General features: G+C 53.5%; 17 protein-coding genes. 5 read left to right on the plus strand and 12 right to left on the minus strand.

Going from position 1 to position 14,198, the window contains the following annotated elements; all coding sequences use genetic code 11:
- Positions 1–109: 109 nt before the first annotated feature.
- Entirely contained in the window at positions 110–283 is a 174-nt protein-coding gene (locus BLO51_RS29115; RefSeq protein WP_167670116.1) for a hypothetical protein, read from the plus strand.
- On the opposite strand, the gene cysC is transcribed toward BLO51_RS29115, so the two are convergent.
- Genes cysC through BLO51_RS05995 form a run of 6 tightly spaced genes read right to left on the minus strand, consistent with a single transcriptional unit; the run spans position 277 to position 5,896 of the window.
- A complete protein-coding gene (gene cysC / locus BLO51_RS05970) occupies positions 277–816 on the minus strand; it encodes an adenylyl-sulfate kinase (protein WP_090668303.1) in 540 nt (179 codons plus the stop codon). The genes BLO51_RS29115 and cysC overlap by 7 nt on opposite strands.
- Positions 804–1,706: an STM4011 family radical SAM protein gene (locus BLO51_RS05975; protein ID WP_090668306.1), complete on the minus strand. Its 903-nt coding sequence runs from the start codon at positions 1,704–1,706 to the stop codon at positions 804–806. The genes cysC and BLO51_RS05975 overlap by 13 nt, the downstream gene beginning before the upstream one ends.
- Complete coding sequence (locus BLO51_RS05980) at positions 1,697–3,043, minus strand: STM4012 family radical SAM protein (RefSeq protein WP_090668309.1); 1,347 nt, start codon at positions 3,041–3,043, stop codon at positions 1,697–1,699. Before BLO51_RS05980 ends, BLO51_RS05975 begins: the two co-directional genes overlap by 10 nt.
- Positions 3,044–3,073: 30 nt before the next feature.
- Positions 3,074–3,859 (minus strand): STM4013/SEN3800 family hydrolase, encoded by a 786-nt coding sequence (locus BLO51_RS05985; RefSeq protein ID WP_090668313.1) that lies wholly within the window; start codon positions 3,857–3,859, stop codon positions 3,074–3,076.
- A gap of 3 nt (positions 3,860–3,862) precedes the next feature.
- The gene (locus tag BLO51_RS05990) at positions 3,863–5,050 is read right to left on the minus strand and encodes an STM4014 family protein (protein ID WP_090668316.1); all 1,188 of its coding nucleotides are present in this window, start codon (positions 5,048–5,050) and stop codon (positions 3,863–3,865) included.
- The gene (locus tag BLO51_RS05995) at positions 5,051–5,896 is read right to left on the minus strand and encodes an STM4015 family protein (RefSeq protein WP_090668320.1); all 846 of its coding nucleotides are present in this window, start codon (positions 5,894–5,896) and stop codon (positions 5,051–5,053) included.
- 222 nt (positions 5,897–6,118) lie between these two features.
- Between BLO51_RS05995 and BLO51_RS06000 the strand changes: the two genes are divergently transcribed.
- Complete coding sequence (locus tag BLO51_RS06000) at positions 6,119–6,415, plus strand: hypothetical protein (RefSeq protein WP_090668325.1); 297 nt, start codon at positions 6,119–6,121, stop codon at positions 6,413–6,415.
- 108 nt (positions 6,416–6,523) lie between these two features.
- Here the strand turns inward: BLO51_RS06000 and fabF are convergent, their stop codons facing one another.
- Positions 6,524–7,762, minus strand: coding sequence for a beta-ketoacyl-ACP synthase II (gene fabF, locus BLO51_RS06005; RefSeq protein ID WP_090668328.1), 1,239 nt, complete (start codon positions 7,760–7,762; stop codon positions 6,524–6,526).
- 124 nt (positions 7,763–7,886) lie between these two features.
- Between fabF and BLO51_RS06010 the strand changes: the two genes are divergently transcribed.
- Together BLO51_RS06010 and BLO51_RS06015 are read left to right on the plus strand one after the other, a co-directional pair.
- Positions 7,887–8,750, plus strand: coding sequence for a helix-turn-helix transcriptional regulator (locus BLO51_RS06010; RefSeq protein ID WP_090668331.1), 864 nt, complete (start codon positions 7,887–7,889; stop codon positions 8,748–8,750).
- 126 nt (positions 8,751–8,876) lie between these two features.
- Entirely contained in the window at positions 8,877–9,092 is a 216-nt protein-coding gene (locus tag BLO51_RS06015) for a hypothetical protein (protein ID WP_090668335.1), read from the plus strand.
- 67 nt (positions 9,093–9,159) lie between these two features.
- Here the strand turns inward: BLO51_RS06015 and def are convergent, their stop codons facing one another.
- From def to BLO51_RS06030, 3 genes are all read right to left on the minus strand, one after another.
- A complete protein-coding gene (gene def / locus BLO51_RS06020) occupies positions 9,160–9,678 on the minus strand; it encodes a peptide deformylase (RefSeq protein WP_090668338.1) in 519 nt (172 codons plus the stop codon).
- Positions 9,679–9,701: 23 nt separating this feature from the next.
- Complete coding sequence (locus BLO51_RS06025; RefSeq protein WP_090668341.1) at positions 9,702–9,947, minus strand: helix-turn-helix domain-containing protein; 246 nt, start codon at positions 9,945–9,947, stop codon at positions 9,702–9,704.
- Between the two features lie 224 nt (positions 9,948–10,171).
- On the minus strand, positions 10,172–10,924 hold the full coding sequence (locus BLO51_RS06030; protein ID WP_090668343.1) for a DUF2087 domain-containing protein: 753 nt from the start codon (positions 10,922–10,924) through the stop codon (positions 10,172–10,174).
- 208 nt (positions 10,925–11,132) lie between these two features.
- Here BLO51_RS06030 and BLO51_RS06035 point away from each other — a divergent pair, with 208 nt between their 5' ends.
- Positions 11,133–11,909 (plus strand): stalk domain-containing protein, encoded by a 777-nt coding sequence (locus BLO51_RS06035; RefSeq protein ID WP_090668349.1) that lies wholly within the window; start codon positions 11,133–11,135, stop codon positions 11,907–11,909.
- 475 nt (positions 11,910–12,384) lie between these two features.
- Here the strand turns inward: BLO51_RS06035 and BLO51_RS06045 are convergent, their stop codons facing one another.
- Both BLO51_RS06045 and BLO51_RS06050 read right to left on the minus strand, forming a co-directional pair.
- Complete coding sequence (locus BLO51_RS06045) at positions 12,385–12,747, minus strand: hypothetical protein (protein WP_245719542.1); 363 nt, start codon at positions 12,745–12,747, stop codon at positions 12,385–12,387.
- A gap of 481 nt (positions 12,748–13,228) precedes the next feature.
- Positions 13,229–14,005 (minus strand): DUF1836 domain-containing protein, encoded by a 777-nt coding sequence (locus BLO51_RS06050; protein WP_090668356.1) that lies wholly within the window; start codon positions 14,003–14,005, stop codon positions 13,229–13,231.
- Positions 14,006–14,198 lie beyond the last annotated feature (193 nt).

Here is a 14,198-nt window from a genome sequence, read left to right on the forward strand (position 1 = left end):
CCGAAAACCCTCCACTCAGCTGTACGCGGCGTTGCCCGGCCTGAAAGTGGAGAACGGCTGCGAATCATTTTAGAAAACAACGACTTGAGGCAGACCGCGAGGACATACCATGAGATTCGGAACGAAAACGAGACTGGACCGTCTTCAGACGCTCCTCCAATCCATCGCCGACGAGCAGCAGCAAAAAGAAGCCCTGCATCTTCTGGAATCGCTCAAACGGGATATCGATGAAAATTACGCAGAAATCCGCAAACCGATCCGCCTTTATGAGAAAGATCAATGACCGCCCAACGAGCGCAGCGCCAGCATAATTTTCTCCACGTTATGCGTCAGGGAATGCTCATTTGTATGAATCGTAAGCTCCGCATGCTCCGGGGGCTCGTAGGCGTCGGATATGCCGGTAAAATTCGGAATAAGCCCGAGCCGCGCCTTGGCATACAGCCCTTTGACGTCCCGCTGCTCGCATACCTCCAGCGGACACTCTACATAAATTTCCATGAACCGCGGCAATACCGACCTCGCGTAAGCTCTCATGCTGCGGTACGGCGTGATAGCCGACACGAGCACGATTGCGCCACTACCGGCGTGTGTTTTCGCAAGCTCGACAATCCGGCGGATATGCTCAAGCCGATCGGCGGGCGTGAATCCCAGATCGCTGGACAGCGTCTTGCGCAGCTCGTCTCCGTCCAGCCATTCGACCCGGCGTCCCTGTTCGCGCAGAACGGATGCCGCCTCCCGCGCCGTCGTCGTCTTCCCTGAGCCGGACAGCCCGGTAAACCAGAGGACCGCCCCTTCCTTTTCGTTCAAAAACCGCATGGCGACGCCTCCTTCGCGACATATCGCGCATCCGCGCCGGGAACTCGTTCCAATATTCCTTTTCCGTAAATCGACTCCATCGACAGCTCCGGCATATGCACGTAGCCGATGTAACAGCCGCACGTTTTCATCCGACACGGTCTTTCCGCGGATAATCGTTCCAAGCCGTCGCGGTACAAATTCCCGATCACTCTCCGGTCCTTATAGCAGCGTTTGACCAGCCCCGAGCCCGTAACGAAAAACACGCGGCTTCCCGTGGCGCAAGGCTTCCCCATGCTGTCATAATCCCGCGCGTTCCACTCAAAATAAGGGTCAATCTCGCGAAAGGCCGCCTTTTCCTCGGGCGAATAATACGCCGGCTGGTCCTTGTACGCGTTCACCCACAAGTAAACATCCTGAGGCAGCGTACGGCGCAGCGAACGGATCGGCTCAAGGTAGCTTTTGATCCCGACGGAGCCGACGCTGAAGGATATCCCTTTGTCGTAAAGCTGCGCGCACTGGGCCAGAAACGACGCTTCGCTCGTTTGACCGGGATGGTATGTGACCCAGAACGCCGCCTTTTCCTTGTTCAGCCCGTTCGTCCAGTCCAGCTTGACGGACAAGTTCGTCTGGATCGCCACTTTGTCAACGTGCTCCAGATGGGACAGCTCCGTTAACGCCTCGCGGTACCATCGGTGGACCAGCGCCTCGCCGTACGGATTGAAGAAGAGGGACAGACGCCTGCCGTCTGCCCCCTGCTCCCGAACCCATGACACAAATCGCTCCAGCTGCGCCTTGTCCTTCGCCAGCGTCTCGCGGCTGTCCGTCGTTTTGCTGAACGGACAATACGGACAATCGTAGTTGCAGGAGGATAACGCGCCCCGGTAATATAACGTCGTGCTTACACGCATACGAATTCCTCCATCCGCTCCCTGACCTCCGGCGAGATCAGCCAGTCGCCGATCGCATCGGAGTAGGCCATGCCTTCGTCCGTCAGGCGCATCGTACCGTCTTCCAACACAGCGAACCCGGCAGCCAGCAGCCGGTTCAGCTCGGGACGGCTGGCGAACGGATCGCTGCCGAACCTCGCTTCATAAGCGCGCCGCTCCAGCCCTTCGCGGTGGAGCAGCGCCTTGATAACGAAACGGCGCTGCTGCTCGGCCAGGTTCAAGACGTAGCCGTAATCGGCCGTATCGTAGCTTGACGCAGAGACGTAGTCGGCGATAATGCTTTGAGTCGCCTTGTAGCTTACGCCGTAGCGGGAAGCGTAATGCACTTCCCCCGTGTACGAACGCGCGCCGCAGCCGAGACCGACCATCCCTTCCTCCTGACAGCCGTAAGGCAGCAGGCTCTTCCCGGACTTCGCGTCCGGCTTGGCGAAACGCCGCATTGAGAACGCTTCGTAGCCTTTCTCCTTCAAGCGCTCGAAAGCGGCTCGGTACATATCCAGCCGGTGATCCTGCCCTTTGCGACGCAGCTCCTCCGGCTTCAAGATCGTATTCTCGCGCGTATACAGCGGGTAAATGAAAATTTCCTCCGGCTCATATTCCATCGCCCGATCCAGCGAATACAACCACGACTCCACCGTCTGGCCCGGCAGCCCGTAAATCAGATCGAGATTAAGCACGGCAAAGTCGTACCGTTTCAGCACTTCGAGCGCGCGCATCACTTCGCCCGGCTTTTGCGGGCGGTAGATCGCAGCGGCTTCGGCTTCGATGAAGCTTTGTATGCCCATACTCACCCGGTCGACCTTCCGTTCCTTCAGCAGCTTCATTCGCGCGTCGGTCACGGTATCCGGGGACGTCTCGACGGAGATCGAGGCACGGTCCGGATCGAGCCCCATCACCTGCTCCGCAATATCAAACAAACGTTCGAGAAGCCGCTCGTTCAGCAGCGTCGGCGTCCCGCCGCCGATCGCAAAGCGGGAGAATGGCCGGTGAGAAACCATGGGCGCCCACTGCCTCGCCTGACGCTCCAATGCAGCGACATACTGCTCGTGCGCGTCGACGCTCCGGTCGGGCAGCGTAAATAGATTGCAGAACCCGCACCGGGCCGCGCAGAACGGAATGTGCATATATAAAAAGAACGACTCCCCGCTCTCCCGCTTCCACAGCTCATGCAGCGGCAGCGGCGGATTCAGTTCGCGATAGGCCGTTTTATGCGGATAGGAGTACAAGTAAGACCGGTATGGCGATGCGGCGATTTGCTCCGACCAGCGCCGGATGTCTTCTGATTCCCGGAATTCCACTTGATGTCCCTCCTTCGATAGCTTTTATGTCTACAAAATAAACTCCCGGTACGGCACGTTCCATACGACCTCGTGCGCAAGCCGGTGGCCGTGATAGCCGTCCTCGCCGTAAGCGGTCCCGTGGTCGGAGGAGACGATGCAGAACGTCTTGCCCCGCGCGCGCATCGCCTCGAACAGCCTTCCAAGCTGTCCGTCCACATAGCGCAGTGCCGCCCGTTGGGTATCCACCGAATCGCGCTTGGCGCCGGGCACGAAATAATGGTTCGGACCGTGAATGGCGCTCACGTTCGTGAAGAGAAACAGCCTCTGGTCCGGGTCGGCCGAGCCGATCAGCTTCAGCGCATGATTCACCTGATGCTCGGTGGAGCGCGGATTCGTTACGCCGAACGTCTGGCGCCAGTAACTCTCTTGAAAATACGACGGTAACACTTTCGCCAGCGGCACTTTTTTCGTAAAAAAAATAACGCCGCCGATGCAGATCGTCCGGTATCCTTCCTTAGCAAGGCCAGAAACGATGTCGGGCGTATCGAACAGCCATGTGTTCGGATTGGTCTGCAGTCCCGTATTTTTCGAGTGGAACAGCCGGATATGACTGGCTTTGTCCGTATTCGCAGGCGTCGGCAAAAAACCGCCGAAGAACGCGTGATGCGCGGCATACGTAAAGCTGCCTGGCGTATGACGCTTTTCCCAGCCGCCCGTTCCGCACAGATTGGGGCAGTTCTCTTCCTCCAGCTTCGCCACGTCGTAGCGAAGCGTGTCAAGCGTCACAAACAAAATGTCGTGCGTGCCGACAATGTCGTTCATATTGATAGTCATGCTTCATTCATCCTTTAACATGCGGGTCATTTGCCATTCGTAGGTGTCCATGCCTTCGTAACGAACGTTCAGCAGCAGATCGCCGAACGGATTAATATCGACGATATAAGGACGCAAGGCGCCCTTGGCGAGAAGCACGTCGATCCCTGCCACAGCGGAACGCGGAAACAGCGAAGCCACCTGCTCCCCGGCCTCGGCCACCGCCTGAACGGTGGCTGCGGGTAGCCCGAGCTCCTCCAGACCGGCCCGCTCGTTGCGCAGGTGGAGGTTCGTGATCGGCGTGCGACTGAGCCGGGCAACCCGGTGGCACGCTTCGCCGCCGACGACGAGCTGGCGGATATCGAATGCCCGGCCGTCGTGCGAAGCTTTCTGCACCCACTGCTCGACGTGCATGCCTTGAGCGCCCAGCCAATTGATAATTTCGCGGATGATCGGGCGCTCCCGGTATCTGCGAAGACGGCGCGAATTGTAATATACCCGCTCATACCCAAGTCGTTCGAAGCCGATCGTCGTGTCGGCCAGTTCCGCTCCGGTAGTTGGGTTAATCTGGTAAGCCAGTATCCCGGAGGCCGAAGAGCCGAACGCCAGCTTAACAAAGACGCGCCGCATGCCGGTCCGCTCCATCGCTTCGCGGAGCTGGTCGTAGCCCCGGATAGAGCCAGCCTCCCCCGGAGCCGGGGGCACCGGCACGCCTCGGGAGCTGAGCAGCCTATGGCAGCGGCGCTTGTCGAACATGACCGCGATTTCCTGCGGATCGTTCGTCCAGCGCGCTTCCGGCGCCGTTTCGGCCAAGTCAGCGCGAAGCCCGGACAGCATCCGGCAAAATCCGCGAAACCATTGCGATGGATAGTAGATGCGTCCCGGTTGTTCGGGCAAATTCCGGGCCGCTTGCGCCGAGATGACCGGCATCGGGAGAAACTCCGGCAATGGGAACAGCTCGTCCGCTTGCCCGCCGTCAGCAGCACCGAGCGCGATCAGCTCGCGCTCCACCGGGAAATGCTCGCCGGGCGAGTCCAGCCGGACAAGGACAGGCTCGCCGCCTGTGATTTCCCGCCAGCGAACGCGGCCCTGCAGCAGATCGAGATACGGCACGATCTGTGCCGGAGACATCCCGAGCCTCCGTCGCGCTTCCTGCAGCATCGTCATCCTCCGGTTGCCGGGATTGCCAACAACAATCAGCGGACGGGCCATTTACTCCGTAACCGCCGGATAACGCCAGTCGTCGTCATCGTCGATCTCCTGCTGGTCGCTGACATCGACGGACATGCCCGACGCTTGCCAGCGTTTTACCATCTCGTCCGACATGTAGTGATAATTCAGGTCGAGGAACGAAAGCTTCCGGACGCGTTCGCTCGCCAGCAGCACTTCCGCGCCTTTGTCGCTAAGGGTTCCCAGCGATAAATCGAGCGTATGCAATTGATCGAGGATCGGCGAATTCGCAATCTCAATCGCGATTTCGTCTTGAATCTCGCTGTCTTTCAGACCGAGGTAAGTCAATTTGAGAAAGCGCCCCGGTTCCATGAGTGGTTTAACATCCTCCAAGCCGCCGTCAAAACCGTAATTGTCTACGCCGAGATAAAGCTCCAGCTTTCTCAGCTCCGGCAGCTCGGCGTCTCGAATATCGGCGAGCACTTCCTTGCTCAGGCCACCGCAGATAATTACCAATTCTTCCAACCGTTCGTGCTTCAACGGCTTCAAGGACAAGTCAGTGCTACCTTTAATACGGAACGAAGTAAGCTGCGGAAACGCCTCCAGCAGCGGAGCCAGATTCGTCTGCGTAATCCACGAAATTTCGCATTCCTCCGAGTCCATATCGCCGATAAACAGCTTGCGCAACGCCGGAAAAGCGTCCTTATGTCCGATCAATGTATCCACGAACGTGTCGGGACCTTCTTCATAGGCCTCTCCCCATGAGCCGATCGTCAGCTCTACCACCTCCCGGCTCTCGGGCTTCGCAGCCAATTGCTCGATCAACTGCTCCATGCGCATTCCATCTTCGTGTTCGTCGTGGCTGATTTCCAAACGGACTTCTGTCATCGATAACCCTCCCACAATATGCCATACTCTTTTCTAAACTATCATCTGATTTTTGTTTCGTCAATCCGAATATCCATGCGTTGTGCCGAAGATAACGAGTCGAGAGACATTTATACTAAACTTAAGAGAATTTTCTGTAAATTGTATTGACTACGAACAAATGTTTGGTATAATAGAGATCAAGAACGCATGTTCCTATTTTCTGAGAGGAGTGTAGATACGATGGTGACGAATGTTAGATTTATCGAACGGGACTACTACAAGAATGTCATGGCCGAAAATGGAGAACAGCTCACGGAGCAGCAGATCGAAAAAATTTTGGATGCTTCCGGGTCGTTCTGGGCCGATCTTACTTTTAAATTTTTCGAAAACGGATCGATGATCATTATCGACAACCATACCGAGCTACAAGTTCCTCTCAGCAGCCTGAGTGAAGCGGCATGCGAGTTTTACGCCCAGCAGCGAATCAAAATGATTAAAGCCAAGCTTAAAAATCAAAAAATTACGGAAGCTTCCTAAAAAACTAAGATTAAGTACAAAAGTCCGCGCGTTCTCCGGGGTTGTCCCTTCGTTCCGCAACGGACCTTTATGCTGGTTATTATTATTGCGTGTTATGCTTGTACTAAGTTATTCCGCAAAGGCTTTTAGCACGATGACCGCATTGTGTCCGCCGAATCCGAAGGAATTCGATATGCCGATCTTCAGGTTGGCTTGACGCGCTTCATTCGGCACATAGTCCAAATCGCAATCCGGGTCCGGCTGTTCCAGATTAATCGTGGGAGGAATGATTCCCTGCTCCAGGCTCTTGGCCAGAGCAATGGCTTCTACTCCGCCGGCCGCTCCCAGCATGTGGCCGGTCATGGACTTATTGGCGGTGACCGAAATCCGATAGGCATGTTCGCCGAACAGCTTCTTGATCGCCATCGTTTCGGACCTGTCCCCCAGTTCCGTACTCGTCGCGTGCGCGCTGATAACCTCCACTTCCTCGGGGTTTATAGCCGCTTCGCGAAGCGCCGACTTCATAGCCAGGTAAGCCCCGATCCCCTCCGGATGGGTGGCGACGATATGATAGGCATCAGAACTGGCTCCATAACCGATCACCTCGGCGTAGATTCGAGCGTTCCGACGCTGTGCATGGGAGAGCGATTCCAGTACCACAATGCCCGCCCCCTCGGCCATGACGAACCCGTCCCGTCCCCCATCGAACGGACGGCTTGCTCTGGCAGGCTCGTCGTTTTGGCTGGACAAAGCGGTCGCGTTGCCGAAGCTGGCAAGCGATATTTCCGTCACGGCGGCTTCTGCACCACCGGCAATGATCGCGTCCGCGCCACCTGCCCGAATTAAACGGAATGCTTCGCCGATGGCGGTGTTTCCTATGGAGCATGCCGTTACCGGAGACAGCGTTGGGCCCAAAGCTCCATATTTTATGCTGATCGTCGCTGCGGCCATATTCGATATCATCATCGGTACCAGCGTCGGACTAACCCGTTCCGGTCCCCGATCCCGGAGAATACCGTCCTGTTCGAGCAGCGTTTGAATGCCTCCGATGCCTGATCCTACATATACGCCAAGTCGTTCCCGATCGATTTCATCAAGCGTTAACCCTGAATCCTCCAACGCCTGCTCCGCAGCGGCCAAAGCAAACTGACAAAACCGATCCATCCGCCGCGCTTCTTTGCGGCCGAACCGGGCATCGGCGTCAAATTCCCGGACGACCCCCGCAATTTTCGTTTTAAAGCGGGAGGTGTCGAACGTATCGATCCGGCTTATCCCCGATTCCCCCCGGCACAAACGATTCCAAAAGGTTTCCACTTCATTTCCAAGCGGCGAGATAATCCCCATCCCCGTTAACACGACTCGTTCCATCGTATTTCCTCCCTCTCGTTCATCGGTTAAGTCCTATGTTGTCATAGTTGTTATCCTATTACAAGTTGTAGTTTATTATAGTATAATAACTACCATGATAACGAAACCAAAAGGCGGAACCGAAATGAATCATCAAACGAGGCTTCAGGCGTTATCGGCTTTTTTGAAGGCACAACGGGCTAAAGTGCTTCCGCAAACGGTCGGACTTCCAGTGGGAACCCGCAGACGCACCCCGGGCTTAAGACGCGAGGAAGTCGCCCAACTTGCCGGGGTCAGCCCCACGTGGTACACATGGCTTGAGCAAGGACGGGATATCAAAGTGTCTAAATCGGTCCTGGACTGCGTCGCCGCCGCCCTGCAATTAACAGTAGACGAGCGGAAATATTTGTTTTCGCTTGCTCTGGAAACCGGGTCGGGCGCCCATACGCTAATAGAAGAGCTCCCCGAGATCAGCCCTTCGCTGAGAAGAATTTTGCAGGAGCTGCGCTTTTGTCCGACCATTATCTCTGACCGCCGCTGCCATATTGTCGGCTGGAACGAAGCAGCTTCCCATGTGTTTCTCAATTTCCAACATATTCCCGTCGAACAGCGGAACATGATCCGGCTGCTGTTTACACAAAAAGAATTTCAGCGTCTCGCCGTCAACTGGGAGCATTTTGTCCGCGGTTTTCTCGCTATTTTCCGGGCGTATTACGGGCAATACGTTGAGGACGAATGGTATGAGCGTTTTCTTGCGGAGATGAAGGAGGTCCACCCGGATTTCGATCGGCTATGGGAGCAAAGCGAAGTCAGCTCGGCGCCGGAGGTGCTAATCGAATTCAGGCATGCGAAAGCGGGCAAGATGCTGTTTCACCTTACCTCGCTGCAGGTACAAGGGAGTTCTGACCTGCGGTGCAGTATATATACTCCTGCGCCCGATTCCTCGACGGAATCGAAGCTAAAGCAGTTGATGGAGCGCAGCTTAAGCTCCCCTGATCGATCAGACTGAGCCGATCCGGCGGTGGTGAGAATGGCTTCCCGCTCGCCGTTCCTTATTCCTCCACCATTGCATACTCTGATGATTCTTCGCAAATATGGTACAATGGATACAGCTTAACGACGAAGGAGAACAAGGATGGCGCGCAATCATAGATTGGTAACGGATGCGGATTTCCAGGAAGCGATGGAACGCGAAGCATCGATCCGGGTTTTTCAAGACGACCATGTGGTCGGTTCCGGCGGGATCATCACCCGTTTCGATAGCGACACGGTCGTGATTCAGTTCGGGGTCAGTGATGTGGCTTATCACCGCAGGGAGTTGTGCGAGTTTTTCGAAATGAGAAAAAGGTAGAACACACGAAACAGCTCGGAACTTGAACGCAAAGTCCGGGCTGTTTCTTTTTGGCGCTTCTGCTTCTTTAATGCTCAGGCTTAGACAGACGGATAATGTCGAACACATTGACCTTGCGTCCCGTCTCGTCGTGGATGAGTACATTCCCTTCAATCTTGTCGATGTAAAGAACCCCGTCCAGATGGTCCATTTCATGTTGAATGCAGCGCGCAAGGTACCCTTCCGCTTCGAGAACGAACGTCTCGCCTTGCCGGTTCAAACTGCTGATCTTGACTTGATTGGCCCGCTTCACAATACCGGAATGCCCGGGAAGCGACAGGCAGCCTTCCGTTCCGATCTGCTCTCCGGACATTTCCAGCATCACCGGATTGATAAGCTCAATGAGTCCGTCGCCGCAGTCCATCACAACTACCCTGCGCAAAAATCCGATCTGCGGCGCAGCAAGTCCCGCCCTACCCTCTGCGGCATACAGCGTATCGACCATATCGTCAAGCAGCTTAATGATTCTCGAATTTACCTCTTCCACCGGTTTGGCCTTTTTGCGTAGAACCGGGTCGCCGAATGGCAGGATTGTTTTTTCAGCCATAACGTTAATGCCTCTTTTCTTTTTTAAATGGACGCGCTTCTGACTTGCGCCGGCGTATGCACCCACAAGTCGTTCGGGGTACAGTCCAAAGCCGTGCATAAAGCGTCCAGCGTCTCAGCCTTCATCTGCTTCGGCTGTCCGGTCATCAGGGCGCTGATCGAGGGAGCGGACAGCTCGTAGCCTGCTTTTTCCTTTAACAGCCGGGCCAGCGCAGCCCCTGTCCAGATGCCCCGCTCCGCCATCATCTTTCTCAACATCCACACCAGCATGAGTTTACCCCTTTCCGAACCCAAAGGTTAAGCAGCACCTAATTTTATTAGGTAATACCTAATATATCACATCTGCTACTAACAATAAATAGCATGTGTAAAAAAGAGGAACCCGCGTCAAAGCTGGCGCAGATCCCTCTTCCTTATGTTGCTCGCGGCTCTTGCTTTTCCCGGTTGTATCCCTGCTCACCGATTCATGGCCAATTCCTTTTTCTCCCCAACCGTTACTTCAGCCAGTACTGGCTTCCGTCCGGTGTTCTGTCTAAAAAACCGTATTCGATGAGATAACGCCGTAAGGTAACGAAGTCGTCGTGTGCGGCCTTCAAAGATTCATTGACTTCCTTCTCACTGTAGACATGCCCGCTTTTGAATCGTTTAGCGATCTCTCTCAGCACGACAAGCTTATGCTTTTCCTGCAGATGGAACGTTTTTAATGGCCCATCCGTACCCTCGGGAAAATATTTCTGCAAAATCTCTTCGATTTCTTCCGCAGTTATGTTGTATCGCTCATCCACCATTTTGGCGGTTCTGTGAGGCTCGACAAAGGCCGGAGCATACTTGTCCTTTTCCTTCAGCAGCTCCATCATCGCCAAATACACCTTGGACTGGCGTTCTTTTTCCTTCAAAGCAAAGCGGTGATTGCGGATGGTGGACGCGCTGCCGATGCCCATCTCCTTCTGAACGTCCGCATCGCTCATTCCTTGGTAAAAATGCCGGAGCAAACTGTTTTGATGGTCGGTCAGCCCGGTCAGCTTTTTATCGAGCCCAATCAAATATTCGAACACGGAGCCATGGGTGTTTTCAATATGAACCCGTGTATAGCGTTCCGCCTCGTAGAGCGTGCCTTCGTCCGGATAAATAATGCCCTTCTCCACCGTTTTGCCGCAGAGCAAGCAAATATAACAGTCCGTCTCCTCAACGTAACCCCGCTTCAACGCTTCGAGCGATGCATTCCAAAACTGTTCAGACAGCTGCATAAAACAAACACATCCTCATCTCGTTTACCTTATGATGGACATATTACATTAGCGTTTATATGTATGTCAACCATTACGGAATGCCTCTGCTCTATCACGTCTGTCTGCAACCCGTCATTGGACAAAACCGCTGAAAATATAGATAATTAGATTGTTATCCAGTTATTAGCCAATCCCCCAGCCGATGGGGAATAAGTGAGGGAAAACCATGAAGAAGAAGATTGCGGTCTTGTCCGCCACCCTGATCCTGATGGCCGGAGCCGTAAGCGCCTCCGGATTGAACGGGGATTACAAAGGAAATCCGATCGTGAAAGTAACGTCGAACGGGAAGCCGCTCGAAACGGGCGAAGTGCCTGCCATGATCTATGACGGCAACACGCTCGTGCCGATTTCTTTGCTGCGGCAGCTTGAGGCTTCCGTAACATGGGACGGCGACGCTTATCAGGTGGATGTCAAGCTCCCCGAGCCTCCTGCAACAGCGGACAAATCCGAGGTCACGAAGCAGCAAAGCGATGTAAAGAAGCTTAAGCAATATGCCGCTGCCGCCGAGCTGTACTTGAAATTGCAGACACTCGGCGAATCGTTGGATTCCGCCCGCACTACCATCCGGTTGACTGCCGATACCATGAATGCAGGGAAAGCGGAGGCCTCCTCCTTAATTACCAATGCCAAGACGAGCTACTACAAAGCTAATGAAACGCTAACAAATCTAACTAAGGAAACAACGGATAGCGTCTATGACGATTTCATTAAGCATGGTATCGATTCGAGCCAGATTAGGTCTATCCTAACCGATTACCAAGAGAGCGCCCGGCATTATCAGCTTGCATTGGATTATCTCGATAAATACATTCGGGACAAAAAAGCAAGCGATTATAACGAATATTTAAATAACAATGGAAAAGCCGACAATTCCGCCAAAAGCGCAAGAGAAAAATCCTCCAAAGGATACGCCGAATGGTCCAAGAATGTGCATAACTATTAATCTCCGGCTGTCGCATGAAGCATACAAAAGCCCCTTTCCGGGGCTTTTCATCTTTCCAGAGCACCTTGCCGTCAGATGAGAGACTCAAGCCTTGATCTTCTCTCAAGTAGCATTGAACCGCATCATTTTATTCATGCAACCCATTCGTTTCTTTACGAGCGCTTTGTTCATTTTCTCGATTCAAAAAACCGCAAAACGATCAGCAAAATCTCGCAAAAAATCTTCCAAATCACAACGGATATCACAAAAGCGACAACGCCGTACAAGACTCCCTTCGGAAGATCATTTACCGCCTTGGCCGTGAAAAAGTACCCTTCTTTAACGTTGCCATATAGGTATTCGTCCTATAGATTTCTTCTCCGAATAGGGCGGCTTGATAGGCTATCGGAATCCAGCCCGTATAAAACAGAACCATGATTAACCGAATCGGCGGCGTCTCCCCGAACTCAAACAGTTTGTTCCACATATTCATTTTCTAGGACTTTGCTTTCTGCAATTGTTTTTCGATATAATCCATCGCCTCGTCTTTATGCTTGAACACCCATTCAATCGTTTCCAGCCCTTTATTGCTGTTGATTCCAAGCAGCAGCGTCCTGACGGCCTCCTCACAAGGCGGGCCTACGATGACAGCCATAGGCAGGGCCGGCCCGCAGCAGCCGGTATCGATATCCAGCGCCAGCTCCAGCATATCTCCCCATTCGTACTTCAGATCGGACCAGTCCAGAATAATGGCATCCGCTTTCCAGGCTTCAAGTGCCGCCAGGCCCATCGCTTTCATATATACCGCATCGCTGTTCCCCTGAGAGCCGAAGCCGTACTCGCCCGAGTATTTTATCATTATAATATCGCGATATTCCACGGTCTTTGACGGCCCGATAAAATAATCAACTTGAATATCGCTTAATTCTGACAATTTTACTTCCCGAAAATCGGATTTCATTGCGTCCACCCTTTTCATTTATTATTTTCGTACATGCAAATTCTGCGGCCTGGCTGGGACGTCAAGCTCTTCACCACGAGGCCCATCGATAAACCCATCAAGACCAAAGGGTACTGTATGAACTCCATCGTCACTTATTGTAAATAATCCCATTATATCAATTTCGCGCTTACAAGAGTAGCTTCTTCTTAAATGCCAAGAAACGATAGAAAAGCACCACGAACATGGAAGTCCGTGGTGCAAGAACTTATTGCTCAGCCGCCTTTCATAGTTTGCTTCATCTCATCCAGCATTGGTTGTCTGGCTATTCGGTGAACGAGTTCAGGGTTGATAGTACAGGAGCTATTTTGATTAGCATGAATATTTCGAGCTTACTTAACTACACCAAATCTTGCAAAAACAGCGTTGCGTTCAAATAACGTTTGGCGAGAGATTGAAAATACGAGGTCTGCACCGACACCATAGCGATAAAAATCGTATGGCTCAGCAGCTTCTTCTGCCCATCGCTCAATCCCTCCACCGCCTCGGCATATTCGTCAGCCTTTTGCTTGATTAAATGCTCCAGCATATGGTCATGGTTGCGCAGGCCGCTGTCGTGCCCGGACAGGTCCAGCACTTGGTCGTTGTTTTGGTCCAGCTCTTCAAAGATCGAGGAGTACGCAGCGTACAGCCGTAGCGGGGAAACGATATCGTCGTCATCGTCGTCCGGGTGGCTGAAGACGAGCGTCAGCAGCTTGCGGATCGACTCGAAATCGAGCGTCGCCTTCAAATCGTCGATAATGAACAGGATGGCGGTTTGGTCGATCGAATATTTTTTCCCCAGCCTCGGTGAAGGAATGAGCGACTTGAAGTCCCGCTTCACCCAATTTTGCACCGAAGTGACCGAATACTGCGCGTATTCGATCTGATTGCCGAGCGCAACGATATCGGTCAACGAGAAACCTTCGCTCGTGGTTTTCGTCTTGATCAGCTTCTCGAAGATCGGCGGCAGCGAGGTGGATACGAACGCCCCCAGCGTCTTGCCGTGCTCCATGTCCGACCGATGCGATTTGGCCCAGGCCTCCTGCAGCGTAGCGAGCGGCGTCCGATCCGTCTTCCCTGCAAGAGACATCAACAAGCTGGCCATCTGTTTTCGCGTCAAATAAAAGGTTTCCATAAGCGAGCCCCTTCACAATAACAAGTTCATTTGAACTAATCATAGGACTTTGTAGTGAGAATGTCAAAAAGCTCATCTCGCTAAGATTGAGCTTCCTACGGCATTCTCATAAGAACTTGTAATGCGAAAGTTCATCCTGACGCTTCTGCCGCTGAAACAAACGGGTTACATCAGGAACGACTAAGCCGCAGCC

The organism is Paenibacillus tianmuensis (assembly GCF_900100345.1).
Lineage (GTDB): Bacteria > Bacillota > Bacilli > Paenibacillales > NBRC-103111 > Paenibacillus_G > Paenibacillus_G tianmuensis.

Excerpts from the sequence above, each read along its gene's own strand:
- BLO51_RS29115 (WP_167670116.1), top strand. The coding sequence starts at position 110 with ATGAGATTCGGAACGAAAACGAGACTGGACCGTCTTCAGACGCTCCTC.
- cysC (WP_090668303.1), bottom strand. The coding sequence starts at position 816 with ATGCGGTTTTTGAACGAAAAGGAAGGGGCGGTCCTCTGGTTTACCGGG.
- BLO51_RS05975 (WP_090668306.1), bottom strand. The coding sequence starts at position 1,706 with ATGCGTGTAAGCACGACGTTATATTACCGGGGCGCGTTATCCTCCTGC.
- BLO51_RS05985 (WP_090668313.1), bottom strand. The coding sequence starts at position 3,859 with ATGACTATCAATATGAACGACATTGTCGGCACGCACGACATTTTGTTT.
- BLO51_RS05990 (WP_090668316.1), bottom strand. The coding sequence starts at position 5,050 with ATGGCCCGTCCGCTGATTGTTGTTGGCAATCCCGGCAACCGGAGGATG.
- BLO51_RS05995 (WP_090668320.1), bottom strand. The coding sequence starts at position 5,896 with ATGACAGAAGTCCGTTTGGAAATCAGCCACGACGAACACGAAGATGGA.
- BLO51_RS06000 (WP_090668325.1), top strand. The coding sequence starts at position 6,119 with ATGGTGACGAATGTTAGATTTATCGAACGGGACTACTACAAGAATGTC.
- fabF (WP_090668328.1), bottom strand. The coding sequence starts at position 7,762 with ATGGAACGAGTCGTGTTAACGGGGATGGGGATTATCTCGCCGCTTGGA.
- BLO51_RS06010 (WP_090668331.1), top strand. The coding sequence starts at position 7,887 with ATGAATCATCAAACGAGGCTTCAGGCGTTATCGGCTTTTTTGAAGGCA.
- BLO51_RS06015 (WP_090668335.1), top strand. The coding sequence starts at position 8,877 with ATGGCGCGCAATCATAGATTGGTAACGGATGCGGATTTCCAGGAAGCG.
- def (WP_090668338.1), bottom strand. The coding sequence starts at position 9,678 with ATGGCTGAAAAAACAATCCTGCCATTCGGCGACCCGGTTCTACGCAAA.
- BLO51_RS06025 (WP_090668341.1), bottom strand. The coding sequence starts at position 9,947 with ATGCTGGTGTGGATGTTGAGAAAGATGATGGCGGAGCGGGGCATCTGG.
- BLO51_RS06030 (WP_090668343.1), bottom strand. The coding sequence starts at position 10,924 with ATGCAGCTGTCTGAACAGTTTTGGAATGCATCGCTCGAAGCGTTGAAG.
- BLO51_RS06035 (WP_090668349.1), top strand. The coding sequence starts at position 11,133 with ATGAAGAAGAAGATTGCGGTCTTGTCCGCCACCCTGATCCTGATGGCC.
- BLO51_RS06045 (WP_245719542.1), bottom strand. The coding sequence starts at position 12,747 with ATGATAAAATACTCGGGCGAGTACGGCTTCGGCTCTCAGGGGAACAGC.
- BLO51_RS06050 (WP_090668356.1), bottom strand. The coding sequence starts at position 14,005 with ATGGAAACCTTTTATTTGACGCGAAAACAGATGGCCAGCTTGTTGATG.